Below are 12823 nucleotides of genomic sequence, written 5' to 3'. Positions count from 1 at the left end.
GCATGATGACGCTCTCGGACTACCAGGCGCTTTTTCGCGCCACGCCTTATCCCTATCTCGTGATGACGCCCGACCTCACCATCGTCGGCGCCAGCGGCGCCTACCTGCGCTCGGTCCAGCGCAGCCTGGAAGAGATCGTCGGCCGCAACGTGTTCGACGCCTTCCCGGCCGAGGAAGGGAATGCCGAGGCGACCAACATCGGCGAGGTCAAGGCTTCGCTGCTGCGCGCGCTGGCCAAGGGCGAGCCGGACACCACGGCCTTTGTCCGCTACGCGGTCGAGGTGAATACGCCGCAGGGCAAGCGGTTCGAGGAGCGCTACTGGAGCACCGTCCATACGCCGGTGCTGAACGAGGAGGGTACGCCCATTCTCGTGGTCCAGAACCCGGTCGACGTCACCGAGCTGTATCGCTACGACCAGCAGAACGAGGTGGCGACCCTGCAGCTGGCGCTCCCGAGCGAGAACAATACCGAGAACTTCAACCGCGCCCAGATGCACGAGGCGCTCTCGCGCATCCTGAACAACGAGCGCGAACACCTGCGCAGCCTGTTCAACCAGGCGCCGGGTTTCGTCGCCGTGCTGATGGGACCGAAGCACGTCTTCGAAATGGTCAACGAGGCCTACTACCAGCTGGTCGGCCACCGCGAACTGATCGGCAAGGCGGTGTGGGACGCGCTGCCCGAGGTGGCGGGCCAGGGCTTCGAGCAGTTCCTCGACCAGGTCTACCGCACCGGCGTGCCATGGATCACGCGCGCCATGCCGATCGCGATCCAGCGCGAGCGCGAGGGTCCGATCAGCCAGCGCTACATCGACCTCGTGTACGAGCCTTACAAGGACCAGTACGGCACCACGGTCGGCATCTTCGCCCAGGGCTACGACGTCACCGACGCGGTCGAGGCCCAGGCGGCCAGGCGCGAGAGTGACGAGCGCCTGCGCGACGGCATGGACGCGGCCAAGATGGCGGTCTGGGACTGGAACTTCACCACCGGCGAACTGGCCTATTCGGACAACATCGGCCTCGTGCTCGGCTTTTCGCCGACCGCGATGGACGTCGTCGGCCCGCACATCCACCCCGACGACCGCGAGAAGATCGACCGCGCCCACCGCGAGGCGATCGCGGGCGCAGGCACCTACCAGGAGGTGGTGCGCTTCCTCCGACCCGACAACGGCAGGCAGGTCTGGCTCGACAGCCGCGGCAAGGTGCAGTTCGACGATGAAGGCAAGGCCGTGCGCATGCGCGGCGTGACGGTCGACGTGACCGAGCGCTACCAGGCCGAGTTCGAGCTACGCGAAGCGAACCGCAAGAAGGACGAATTCCTCGCCATGCTGGCGCACGAACTGCGCAACCCGCTGGCGCCGATCAGCACCGCCGCCGAGATGCTGCGCCTGACGAATGCCGCGGACACCCGCACGAAAAAGGCGAGCGAAGTGATCAGCCGCCAGGTCAAGCACATGACGGCGCTGGTCGACGACCTGCTCGACGTCTCGCGCGTCACGCGCGGCCTGGTCGAGCTGGAAAAGGAGCTGGTCGACATCAAGGGGGCCGTGGCCAGCGCCGTCGAGCAGGCCCGGCCCCTGATCGAGGCCCGCCGCCATGCGCTGACCGTGCGCACCGACGCCACCCAGGCCACCGTGCTGGGCGACCGCACGCGCCTGGTGCAGGTGATCGCCAACCTGCTCAACAACGCGGCCAAGTACACGCCCCAGGGCGGCGAGATCACGCTGGCGGTGCACGCGGAGGAGGGCTGGGTCGACATCGCCGTGATCGACAACGGCATCGGCATCGACACGCTGCTGCTGCCGCACGTGTTCGAACTGTTCACCCAGGCCGCGCGTACGCCCGACCGCGCCCAGGGCGGCCTGGGCATCGGCCTGGCCCTGGTCAAGACCATGGTCGCGCTGCATGGCGGCACCGTCACGGCCGACAGCGCCGGCCCTGGCAAGGGCAGCACCTTCACCCTCCGCCTGCCGGCCATCACCCAGCGCCTGAAGGAACACATCGAAGACGCCGCGCGCGAAGGCATGCTGGCCGGCCCTTCGCCGCTGCGCATTATGATCGTCGACGACAACGTCGACGCCGCCGAATCGCTGGCCGTGCTGCTCGAAGCCCAGGGCCACCAGGTGCGGGTCGAAGCGCACCCGGTGCCGGCGCTGGCGCAGGCGCAGCTCGACCCGCCGGAAGTCCTCATCCTCGACATCGGCCTGCCCGAGATGGACGGCTACGAACTCGCGCGGCGCCTGCGCGCCGATCCGGCCACCTCCTCGGCCCTGTTTATCGCGCTGACCGGCTACGGCCAGGCGCACGACCGCATCCTGTCGAAGTCGAGCGGCTTCGAGCATCATTTCGTCAAGCCGATGGATATCGAGCGGCTGGGGCAGGTGCTGGGGGCGGTGCGGCCAGCCGGCTTGTCCTGATCGCTGGAACGCGCCCGACCCGCGTTCCGATGCGGGTCGCCCTCAGGCCAGCCTGCGCACGTGGCGAAAGCGGCCGTAACGGTTCAACAGGTCGTTGATCAGCTGGTCGCGCGTATAGCCGGTCACGTCGTGCTGCTGGTCGCCTTCGGAGCCGTAGGCCATGGCCCGGTAGTGCCTGTTCTCCCGCACCCCGCCCTCGGTCTCGGCCCATGCAAAGCTGGGAGAACGGAAGCTGCGCGCGCGGATCGTGTAGTGGAAGCTGCCGCGGTCGCCGTGCGGCACATGCAGGTCGAGCTGGCCAGGGCGATAGCGCGCCTCGGGAACCAGGCCGCTTTCGCGCATCTGCGCCGCCACCGCTTCCAGTGCGGAGCGCCCCGTATCGTCGAGAAAGGCGGTGATCTCGGATTTGTCGTAGAAGTTGGTGATGTTCCGCAGCCGCTCCTGCCAGCTCAGGCTTGCCGGCTCGGGCAGCGTCTCCGCGGCGCCGGACAGATCCAGGGACGAGGCGCTCGTCTCCGTCTGCAGGGCCCGCATCAGGCCGTAACAGATGAACAGCATCACGACGGCGAAGGGCAGCGCGCTCGCCAGGGCCGCGGTCTGGAGGGCCTTCAGGCCGCCGGCCAGCAATAGCACGGCCGCCACGATGCCGGCGCACACCGCCCAGAAAATGCGCTGCCAGACGGGCGGGTTCGGCGCCGCGCCGGAGGTGATCATGTCGATCACCAGGGCGCCGGAGTCGGCCGAGGTCACGAAAAAGGTAATCACCAGCAGGGTGGCGAGTCCGGAGGCGACCAGGGAGAAGGGCAGCTGCTCGAGTACCTCGAACAGCGCCACCGGCAGGTTGTCGGTGACGGTTTGCGCGACGGCGGCTGTTCCGCTGAGGTCGAGTGCGATGGCGGTGTTGCCGAATACGGTCATCCACAGGAAGGTGAACAGCACCGGCACCAGCAGGACGCCGGTGACGAACTCGCGGATGGTGCGCCCGCGTGAAATACTGGCCGATAGCGATGCGGCCACCGGCGGCGGCCATGCGCTGGCGCTCGGCCTGCGCTATGATTTCTGAATTCCTTTCGTTCACCGCTGATGAAGACACCTTCCAGCCAGCGCGACGCCTTTCATCCCGTTGAGTGCGGCGGCCCTCCCGGCGGGTGGCGTGCACGCCTGCACGAAATCATCTTCGGCATCGATACGCCGGCCGGCCGCGCCTTCGACATCGGTTTGGTGGTGGCCATCCTGCTCAGCATCCTGGTCGTCGTGCTCGACAGCGTGCCGGCCATCGGCGGCCCGCATGCCGAATTGATGTACGCGCTGGAGTGGGTGTTTACCTTGCTGTTCACCGCCGAATACGCGGCAAGGCTGGCGACGGTGCGGCATCCCTTGCGCTATGCGGTGAGCTTCTACGGCCTGATCGACCTGCTGTCGGTGCTGCCGACCTATGTCTCGCTGCTGGTGCCCGGCAGCGAGGCGCTGATCGACATCCGCATCCTGCGCCTGCTGCGCGTGTTCAGGATTTTCAAGCTGACGCTGTATATCGAGGAATACACGCGGCTGGGCGAGGCGCTGGCCGCCAGCCGGCGCAAGATCATGGTCTTCATTTCGGTCGTGCTCATGGCGGTCCTCATCCTCGGTACGGTGATGTACGTCACCGAAGGTCCGGCACACGGCTATACCAGCATTCCAACCGCGATGTACTGGGCGATCGTCACCATGACCACGGTCGGCTACGGCGACATCACCCCGCAGACCGCGCTCGGCAAGGCGATCGCCTCCTTCATGATGCTGCTCGGCTGGGGCATCCTGGCGGTGCCGACCGGTATCGTCACTGCCGAAATGACGGCGCGCCGCAACGATCGGCGCCACGGCAGCCGCCCACTGCTCGCGTGCGGCGACTGCGGCAGCAGCGACCATGATCCCGGTGCGCGTTTTTGCAAGGATTGCGGGGCGGCCTTGTCCGGGACTGGCGCTCGCTCCTAGCGAACGAAACAGGCTCAGTCCTCGCGCGCTGGCCCGGCTGCCATCCGTACCGCCCGCGCCAGGCCTGCCGGCTCGGGCACCTCGCCCTTCCCGGCGGGCCAGCCTTCGCGCTGGCGCCTGCGGTCGCCGTCGCTCGCCTCGGTCTGGTCGTGCAGCAGCACCTGGTGCGTCGGGAAGGGCAGGTCGATCCCATGCGCAGTCAGTGCAGTCTTGACCGCTTCCAGCACCTTGTCCTGCAGGTCGAGGGCGTCGGCACGGCGGGGTGGCCTGATCCACCAGCGCATGCGCAGCTTCACCCCGGCATCGGCATACTCCACGACCAGTACATCGGGCGCAGGCTCGGTCTCGACCCCGGGCAGCGAACGGATCGCATCGAGGATTACCTGCCTGGCCGCGGCGATGTCATCGCCATTGCCGATCACGAGCTCATACTGCAGGCGGCGTTCGGGATAGGCCGTGTTGACGATGAAGCTGCCCTTGTACAGGTCGGAATTCGGAATCACGACCAGCCGTCCGTCGTAGGTCCGCATCTTGGTCGCGCGCGTCTCGATTTCCTCGATGGTGCCTTCGAAGCCACCGAACACGATCTGGTCGCCGATACGGAAAGGCTCCGTCAGCAGGATCAGGATCCCTGCCAGGAAATTCTCGAAGATATCCTTGAAAGCGAAGCCGATGGCGATACCCGTGATCCCGAGCGCGCTGATCAGGTTGCCCGGCGTGAAAGTCGGGAAGGCGATGGTGACGGCGAGCAGGAGACCCAGCAGCCGGATGCTCCACTGGGTGAGGCGGCCGAGGACCAGCACCAGGTTCGCGTGCTTGCGCGCATTCAGGTGCTGCACCAGCCGGCGGCTCCAGCTGGCGACGAAGAGGAACAGCAGGAAGACAAGCAGGGCAATCGCGAGGTTGGGGAGCATGCGCGTGGCACCCAGGCCAAGGGCATGCACACGCTGCATCAGGGCGGCAAGTTCGGCGGACATGGGTACGGGTCTCTCCCTTGAATGTCGAACCCCGATGATGGCGGATTTGGCGGGCAGGCGGCGCAGGCTTGAGGAAGGGCGGTCGCGTGCGCGCCGTGGCGCGCATTTTGGCGATACTGGCGGTCTCACTTGCCACCTGCCTGGAGAAACGATGGGAAGCTATCGCCGTTTCGGCCTCATGATCCTGGTCTCGACACTCGTCATGTATGGCCTGATGTACCTGAACACCTACGAGCCGGCCCATGTCCACTTCAGCCAGACGCGCGCCTGGATGGCGCTGGTGATGGGGGCGGCGATGGCCATCGTCATGCTCGCATTCATGGGCGGCATGTACGAGGACAAGCGGGTCAATGCCGGCATCTTCGCCGGCGCCGCGCTGCTGTTCGCGCTCGCATTGTGGCTGGTGCGCAGCCAGAGCACGGTGGACGACGTGTCCTACATGCGCGCGATGATCCCCCATCACTCGATCGCGATCATGACCAGCGAGCGCGCCGGCATCAGCGATGCCCGGGTGCGCAAGCTGGCGGACAACATCGCAGCCACCCAGCGCAGGGAAATCGCGGAGATGGAAACCCTGATCGCCGACATCGAGCGCAATGGACCACGCAAGTGAGCGGGTACGCAGGAAGCGAGGAGAAGGCGGATGCTGTTCGATAGCTGGGAGAATATCTACCGTATCGCGGTCGTCGGCATCCTGGCCTACGCCGGACTGGTCCTGCTGCTGCGGCTGAGCGGAAACCGGACGCTCTCGAAAATGAATGCGTTCGACCTGGTCGTGACGGTCGCTTTCGGCTCGACGCTCTCGACCATCCTGGTGAACACGGATGTCACCCTGGCGGAGGGCCTCGCCGCCCTCGGCCTGCTGGTTGTCCTGCAGCTGGCCATTACCTGGTGCTCGGTGCGTTTTTCATTCGTCAATGGCATCGTGAAGACCAGGCCGACCGTGCTGATGCTCGATGGCGAGATGCGTCACGCGGCCATGAAGCGTGCGCGCGTGACCGAAGACGAGGTACGCGCCGCGGTGCGCCAGCAAGGCCAGGGCGCGCTCGAGAATATCGACGCCGTCATCCTCGAGTCCGACGGCAGCCTGTCGGTGATTTCGGTTAGCCAGGCGGGAAGCCGGTCCGCGTACGGTACCCTGGCCGGATGAACGGTCAGCCGGCGCAGGGCACGATCCGGCGTACCAGCCGCTCCACGCTGAGCCCTTGCACCAGCACGGAAAAGACGACCACGATATAGGTGATCGTCACCAGAGCGTCACGCTCGGGGCCGGCCGGCAGCGACAGCGCAAGCGCCACCGAAATGCCGCCGCGCAGTCCACCCCAGGTCAGTACCTGCCACGCTCCCTGCGGCAGGCCGGAGCGCCTGCCGAGCAGGGCGACCGGCAGGCCCGCCGTCAGCAGGCGCGCCACGAGCGTCACGCACACCGCGAGCACGCCGGCCGCAAGGAGCGGTCCGGAGAAGGGCAGCAGCAGGGCTTCGAAGCCGATCAACACGAACAGGACCGCGTTCAGCATCGAATCGAGCAGTTCCCAGAAGTGGTCGAGCTGCTCGCGCGTCAGGTCGGACATGCCTTTGCGGCGGCCGCGGTTGCCGATCAGGATCCCAGCCGCCACCATCGCCAGCGGAGCCGACACGCCGAGATGGTGCGCCAGGCTGTAGCCGCCCAATACCGCAGCCACCGTCAGCAGCACCTCTTCCTGGTAGCTATCGATACTCTTGAGCATGCGATAGGTGACGTAGCCCAGGGCCAGGCCGAAGGCGATTCCACCGGCCGCTTCGCGCAGGAGCAGCGCCGAGGTCGCGGCGCCGCCAGGCGCATGGTGCTCGGCGACCGCCGCCATGACCGTGAACACGACAATGCCGACGCCATCGTTGAACAGGGACTCGCCCGAGATGACGGTCTCGAGGTTCGCCGGCGCGCCTACCTTGCGCAGTAGGCCCGTGACTGAAATCGGATCGGTGGGCGCGATCAGGGCGCCGAACACCAGGCAGAAGGCCAGCGGCAGCTCGAGCCCCGTCAGCGGCAGGAGATGGTACAGGCCGACACCGACGGCCAGTGCGGCGGCAACGGTGCCGAATACCGCGAGCAGGCCGACCTGCCAGCGGTACTTCGCCAGATGCTGCAAATCGACCTGCAAGGCGCCCGCGAACAGCAGGATGCTCAACATGCCTTCCATCAGCACCTCGGAGAAGTCGATGGCGCCGAACAGCTCGGCGGCGTAGTCGCGCGGCCTGCCGTAACCGGCATAGTCCAGCAGCAGCGTGGCGGTCGACAGGATCAGCGCGGCGGCCATCACGCCGATGGTCGATGGGAGTTTCAGGAAGCGGGCGTTGATCCAGGCGATCACGGCGGTAATCGCCAGGAAGACGGGTACGACTTCCGGCATGGTTCATCCTTTCGTGTCTGCGGCCTGCGCGCCATGAGCCGGGCACGGCCCCAGGTAGTCGGCGTGCCGCAGCCGCAGCTGGTACAGGTCAGGGGGGAAAGCGAGCGCGCGCTCGGCACGCGCCAGCGCCAGGACTGCATGACGGTGCGCTGCTGCCGCCAGCTGCGCGTCACCGCAACGGCCAAGTTCGCCGAGTACGCGCTGCACGCGCATTGCCACTTCGATCAGGCCCGCCCCATCGCGTGCCAGGGCCGGAAATGCGTCGTCGAACATGTCGTCCAGCGACAGCCGGGGTACTTCGACCCGGTCGTACTCGGGCGAAGCCGGCTGCGCCGGCGCGACCCAGCCGGCAAACAGGCGCTGCAGGGCGCCGAGTACGCTGATTGCCGTTCCGGGATCGTTCACTGCGGGAGACAGGGCGCGGCAACCGATCTCTGCCAGTACGACCAGGCCGAAACGGGGATCCTCGTCGAAATGGCGATGCGGCCCGATCACGAAGGCCTTGCGCAAGAGTGAGGGATCGACCGCTTCGCTAGCCCCGGCATCCGGCAGCACATAACCGAGCGGGCGTGAGGGCACGATCACTGCGCCCGGAACGACGGCCAGGGTGATACGGACGCGGCATCGCGCCGCCAGGCGCTGCAGGGCCGGCATGTCGATGCGCTGGAGCGAGCCGTGTTCCTCGCTATGGAAGGCCAGTCCGCAGGGCGGCCCGTCCGCCGCCAGCCCGCCCAGGCAGGGGCGCTCCCTGCGCCGCGCCATGGCCTGCGCCGTCGCCTGCTCGACCTTGCCGATCACGGCGCCCAGCCGTCCCAGGCGCGCGATGCGGTCGACCCAGCGCACGAATACCAGCACCACGATAATCAGGGACAGCAGCGTCAGCACGAACAGGGTGAAGCGGCCGGGCTTGCCGAAGTAGTCGTTGGTGGACGCGCTCAAGGCGATGATGGAGAAAATGAAGGTGCCGACGAAAATCGACAGCGCATTCTGCGAAACGTCGTCGGCGACGACCAGCGGGAAGGCACGCGCCGTTGCCGATTGACCGGTCGAGGCATATGCCGCCACCATCGATGCGACTGCGAACGTGGCGACACCGAGCATGCTGGCGGCAACGATCTTCAACAGGTCGATGACCGAGGACTGTGCGATGTCGGGCACTTTCCAGCCGAGCGCGACGCCGTCCGCGGCATGCGCCAGCAAGACCCCGGCCACCGACAGTACGCATGCGATGACGGGCTTGACCCATAATCGCTCGCGCAGGCGATTCAATAAAAACTGGAAATGGCCTGGTATGTACATATAGACAAGCGCCTTCGTTCGCTTGCGCTGCCGGCTTCGCGTGTGCAAAGGCGCGACAATGGCGCGAGATAGCCCAGCTTAGCTGGACAGGACGGGCCTGTCGGTTCGTTCGGCAACACTACCCGCACCTGCGCGCCGCTCGCCGCGGTGATCGATCGGGGGCATGGCGAGCCCGAAGATTAATACTCGCGCCGGTCCGGCTTGATCTCCTGCAGGATCGTCGTCGCAATCTCCTCGATCGACTTGGTCGTCGACGACAGCCAGCGGATTCCCTCGCGCTTCATCATCATCTCCGCTTCGTTGACCTCGTAGCGGCAATTCTCGATCGACGCATACTTGCTGCCGGCGCGGCGCTCGTTGCGGATCTCGGTCAGGCGCTCCGGGGTGATGGTCAGTCCGAACAGCTTATGCTTGAACGGCGGCAGGGAAGAGGGCAGCTTGCCGCGTTCGAAGTCGTCCGGGATCAGCGGGTAATTGGCCGCCTTGATGCCGTACTGCATGGCGAGATAGAGCGAGGTCGGCGTCTTGCCGGAACGCGACACGCCGACCAGGATCACGTCGGCCTCGGCCAGGTTCTTGTGCGACTGGCCGTCGTCGTGCGCCAGGGAAAAATTGATGGCCTCGATGCGGTTCTTGTATTCCTCGGAGTCGACCACGTTGTGGATGCGGCCGATGGTGTGGGTCGATTTCACGCCCAGTTCCATTTCCAGCGGTGCAACGAAGGTCTGGAACAGGTCCATGTGCATGCCGTTCGACGCCCGGATCACGCCGGACAGATCGTGCTTGACCAGGGTCGAGAACACGATGGGGCGCTGGTTGTCGGCGGCGTAGACCTCGTTGATGCGGCGGGCCGCGTCTTTTGCCTTTTGCAAGGTGTCGATGAAGGGAATCCGGATCTGGCGGAAGCGCATTTCGAACTGACTCAGCACCGCGTGGCCGAAGGTCTCGGCGGTGATGCCGGTGCCGTCGGAGACGAAGAAAACAGTGCGAGCCGGGGCGGGAAGAGGAGGGCGGGCGTCGAGCGTCATGATATTTTTTTAATGAATACTGTCGGGTTTGCAGTGTTGTGCGATGTGAATCGTGGGCACACGGGGTAGAATGCTCGGCAACGGATTTTTGCATTGTGCTGCACCGCTTCAAGAATAACAAGAACAGGCCTGCAGCCGCGCCCAAAGGTTTCCATCATCAAGTAAGGTGCTTTACCATGACTAACCTGTCTAATGCAGCATTGAAACAACCCGATCAGGGCGCCGGCGTCTACGTCGCTCCGTTCGAGAACCTGCGCATGACCGATGTCGAATCGGTCGGCGGCAAGAATGCCTCGCTCGGCGAAATGATCAGCCAGCTGGCCGGCGCCGGCGTGCGCGTGCCGACCGGCTTCGCCACCACGGCGCAGGCGTTCCGCGACTTTCTCGAGCATTCCGTCGACGGCGGCCCATCGCTGGCAGCCCGCATCGCCACCCGCCTGGAAGGCCTCGACATCGACGATGTGCGTTCGCTTGCCGCGGCCGGCGCCGAGATCCGCCAGTGGATCGTCGAGACCCCGTTCCAGCCGCGCCTGGAACAGGAAATCCGCAGCTACTACGAGCGCCTCGTCGCCGACTCGACCGCCGAGATGTCCTTCGCCGTGCGTTCCTCGGCCACCGCCGAAGACTTGCCGGACGCTTCCTTCGCAGGCCAGCAGGAGACCTTCCTGAACGTGGTCGGCATCGACAACATCCTGGAAGCGATGAAGCACGTCTTCGCGTCGCTCTACAACGACCGCGCCATTTCCTATCGCGTGCATAAGGGCTTCACCCACGCCGAAGTCGCGCTGTCGGCCGGCGTGCAGCGCATGGTGCGCTCGGACGTGGGCGCCGCCGGCGTCATGTTCACGATCGACACCGAGTCGGGCTTCAAGGACGTGGTCTTCATCACCTCCAGCTACGGCCTGGGTGAAACGGTGGTGCAGGGCGCGGTCAATCCGGACGAGTTCTACGTCCACAAGCCGATGCTCCAGCAAGGCAAGTCGCCCGTCATCCGCCGCAACATCGGCTCGAAACTGATCAAGATGGAGTTCACCAACGAGGCGAAGGCCGGCCGTTCGGTGAAGACCGTCGACGTGCCGATCGAGATGCGCAACCGCTACTCGCTGACCGACGAGGAAGTCGTCGAGCTGGCGAAGTACGCCGTCATCATCGAGAACCACTACGGCCGTCCGATGGACATCGAGTGGGGCAAGGACGGCCGCGACGGCAAGCTGTTCATCCTGCAGGCGCGCCCGGAAACCGTCAAATCGCAGCAGAAGGCGACCGACGCCCAGCAGCGCTTCAGCCTAAAGGGCACCGGCACCGTATTGACGAGCGGCCGTGCGATCGGCCAGAAGATCGGCGCCGGTCCCGTGCGCGTGATTACCGACCCGTCGGAAATGGAACGCGTCCAGCCGGGCGATGTGCTGGTGGCCGACATGACCGACCCGAACTGGGAACCGGTCATGAAGCGCGCCTCGGCGATCGTCACCAACCGCGGCGGCCGTACCTGCCACGCGGCCATCATCGCGCGCGAGCTGGGCGTGCCGGCCGTCGTCGGCTGCGGCGACGCGACCGAGACCCTGAAGGACGGCACGTTTGTTACCGTCTCCTGCGCCGAAGGCGACGAGGGCAAGATCTACGACGGCTTGCTGGAAACGGAAGTGACCGAAGTTTCGCGCGGCGAACTGCCGCCGATCCCGACCAAGATCATGCTCAACGTCGGCAACCCGCAGCTGGCTTTCGACTTCCAGTCGGTGCCGAACGGCGGCGTCGGCCTCGCGCGTCTTGAGTTCATCATCAACAACAACATTGGCGTGCACCCGAAGGCCATCCTCGAGTACCCGAACATCGACGCCGACCTGAAGAAGGCGGTCGAATCGGTCGCCCGCGGCCATGCCTCGCCGAAGGCCTTCTACGTCGATAAACTCGCCGAAGGCGTGGCGACCATCGCCGCCGCCTTCTGGCCAAAACCGGTGATTGTGCGCCTGTCCGACTTCAAGTCGAACGAGTACAAGAAGCTGATCGGCGGTTCGCGCTACGAGCCGGACGAGGAAAACCCGATGCTGGGCTTCCGCGGCGCCGCGCGCTACCTGGCCGAGGACTTCGCCGAATCCTTCGAGATGGAATGCCTCGCCATGAAGCGCGTGCGCGAAGAGATGGGCCTGACCAACGTCGAACTGATGATCCCGTTCGTACGTACCCTGGGCCAGGCCGAGAAGGTCATCGAGCTGCTGGCCAAGTATGGCCTGAAGCGCGGCGAGAACGGCCTGCGCGTCATCATGATGTGCGAAGTGCCGTCGAACGCCATCCTGGCCGAGCAGTTCCTGCAGCACTTCGACGGGTTCTCGATCGGCTCGAACGACCTGACCCAGCTGACCCTGGGCCTGGACCGCGACTCCGGCATGGAGCTGCTGGCCAAGGACTTCGACGAGCGCGACCCTGCCGTGAAGGCCATGCTGTCGCTGGCGATCAAGGCCTGCCGTGCGCAGGGCAAGTACATCGGTATCTGCGGCCAGGGTCCGTCGGACAATCCTGATTTCGCGGAGTGGCTGGTGGAGCAGGGCATCGAGTCGATGTCGCTGAATCCCGATTCGGTGATCGACACCTGGCAGAAGCTGGCAGCCAAGTAAGACAGGACAGCCTGCAGTAGCAGGCTGATCGACAAAACCCCGCTCCCACATGGGTCGCGGGGTTTTTTTCTAAGAGCGTTTAACGTCTCAGCTTGGAAAATGAGGACGAGACAACACGTTCGGCCAGCG

General features: G+C 65.6%; 9 protein-coding genes and 1 pseudogene. 5 read left to right on the top strand and 5 right to left on the bottom strand.

The features are described from left to right. Nucleotides 1–2: 2 nt before the first annotated feature. Entirely contained in the window at nucleotides 3–2414 is a 2412-nt protein-coding gene (locus C2862_RS17205; RefSeq protein ID WP_136221370.1) for an ATP-binding protein, read from the top strand. A gap of 42 nt (nucleotides 2415–2456) precedes the next feature. On the opposite strand, the pseudogene C2862_RS17200 reads toward C2862_RS17205, so the two are convergent. After that, a pseudogene (locus C2862_RS17200) lies at nucleotides 2457–3434 on the bottom strand (BCCT family transporter); the annotation flags it as partial. Between the two features lie 63 nt (nucleotides 3435–3497). Here C2862_RS17200 and C2862_RS17195 point away from each other — a divergent pair. Then, nucleotides 3498–4388 (top strand): ion transporter, encoded by an 891-nt coding sequence (locus tag C2862_RS17195; RefSeq protein ID WP_136221368.1) that lies wholly within the window; start codon nucleotides 3498–3500, stop codon nucleotides 4386–4388. Between the two features lie 14 nt (nucleotides 4389–4402). Here C2862_RS17195 and C2862_RS17190 read toward each other — a convergent pair whose 3' ends face one another. Further along, complete coding sequence (locus C2862_RS17190) at nucleotides 4403–5365, bottom strand: mechanosensitive ion channel family protein (RefSeq protein ID WP_136221367.1); 963 nt, start codon at nucleotides 5363–5365, stop codon at nucleotides 4403–4405. Between the two features lie 151 nt (nucleotides 5366–5516). Here C2862_RS17190 and C2862_RS17185 point away from each other — a divergent pair, with 151 nt between their 5' ends. Together C2862_RS17185 and C2862_RS17180 are read left to right on the top strand one after the other, a co-directional pair. Further along, the gene (locus tag C2862_RS17185) at nucleotides 5517–5978 is read left to right on the top strand and encodes a DUF305 domain-containing protein (protein ID WP_136221366.1); all 462 of its coding nucleotides are present in this window, start codon (nucleotides 5517–5519) and stop codon (nucleotides 5976–5978) included. Nucleotides 5979–6008: 30 nt separating this feature from the next. Beyond that, nucleotides 6009–6515 carry a DUF421 domain-containing protein gene (locus C2862_RS17180; RefSeq protein WP_136221365.1) on the top strand — a complete coding sequence of 169 codons (507 nt, stop codon included), beginning with the start codon at nucleotides 6009–6011 and terminating at the stop codon, nucleotides 6513–6515. A 4-nt stretch (nucleotides 6516–6519) separates the two neighbouring features. Here C2862_RS17180 and C2862_RS17175 read toward each other — a convergent pair whose 3' ends face one another. The 3 genes from C2862_RS17175 to C2862_RS17165 all read right to left on the bottom strand — a co-directional run bounded on the left by C2862_RS17175 (nucleotide 6520) and on the right by C2862_RS17165 (nucleotide 10082). Next, nucleotides 6520–7755: a sodium:proton antiporter gene (locus C2862_RS17175; protein ID WP_136221364.1), complete on the bottom strand. Its 1236-nt coding sequence runs from the start codon at nucleotides 7753–7755 to the stop codon at nucleotides 6520–6522. A gap of 3 nt (nucleotides 7756–7758) precedes the next feature. Continuing rightward, entirely contained in the window at nucleotides 7759–9054 is a 1296-nt protein-coding gene (locus tag C2862_RS17170; protein WP_136221363.1) for a DUF2254 domain-containing protein, read from the bottom strand. A 179-nt stretch (nucleotides 9055–9233) separates the two neighbouring features. Next, nucleotides 9234–10082 carry a pyruvate, water dikinase regulatory protein gene (locus tag C2862_RS17165; RefSeq protein WP_136221362.1) on the bottom strand — a complete coding sequence of 283 codons (849 nt, stop codon included), beginning with the start codon at nucleotides 10080–10082 and terminating at the stop codon, nucleotides 9234–9236. Nucleotides 10083–10258: 176 nt separating this feature from the next. Between C2862_RS17165 and ppsA the strand changes: the two genes are divergently transcribed. Continuing rightward, nucleotides 10259–12694 (top strand): phosphoenolpyruvate synthase, encoded by a 2436-nt coding sequence (gene ppsA / locus C2862_RS17160; RefSeq protein ID WP_136221361.1) that lies wholly within the window; start codon nucleotides 10259–10261, stop codon nucleotides 12692–12694. The last annotated feature ends 129 nt before the right edge of the window (nucleotides 12695–12823 follow it).

It is taken from the genome of Massilia sp. Mn16-1_5 (genome assembly GCF_004798585.1).
In the GTDB taxonomy this organism is placed as follows: Bacteria; Pseudomonadota; Gammaproteobacteria; order Burkholderiales; family Burkholderiaceae_D; genus Telluria.
This window is presented reverse-complemented; position numbering and strand designations above follow the sequence as displayed.

Excerpts from the sequence above, each read along its gene's own strand:
- C2862_RS17170 (WP_136221363.1), bottom strand. The coding sequence starts at position 9,054 with ATGTACATACCAGGCCATTTCCAGTTTTTATTGAATCGCCTGCGCGAG.
- ppsA (WP_136221361.1), top strand. The coding sequence starts at position 10,259 with ATGACTAACCTGTCTAATGCAGCATTGAAACAACCCGATCAGGGCGCC.
- C2862_RS17190 (WP_136221367.1), bottom strand. The coding sequence starts at position 5,365 with ATGTCCGCCGAACTTGCCGCCCTGATGCAGCGTGTGCATGCCCTTGGC.
- C2862_RS17195 (WP_136221368.1), top strand. The coding sequence starts at position 3,498 with ATGAAGACACCTTCCAGCCAGCGCGACGCCTTTCATCCCGTTGAGTGC.
- C2862_RS17185 (WP_136221366.1), top strand. The coding sequence starts at position 5,517 with ATGGGAAGCTATCGCCGTTTCGGCCTCATGATCCTGGTCTCGACACTC.
- C2862_RS17165 (WP_136221362.1), bottom strand. The coding sequence starts at position 10,082 with ATGACGCTCGACGCCCGCCCTCCTCTTCCCGCCCCGGCTCGCACTGTT.
- C2862_RS17180 (WP_136221365.1), top strand. The coding sequence starts at position 6,009 with ATGCTGTTCGATAGCTGGGAGAATATCTACCGTATCGCGGTCGTCGGC.
- C2862_RS17205 (WP_136221370.1), top strand. The coding sequence starts at position 3 with ATGATGACGCTCTCGGACTACCAGGCGCTTTTTCGCGCCACGCCTTAT.
- C2862_RS17175 (WP_136221364.1), bottom strand. The coding sequence starts at position 7,755 with ATGCCGGAAGTCGTACCCGTCTTCCTGGCGATTACCGCCGTGATCGCC.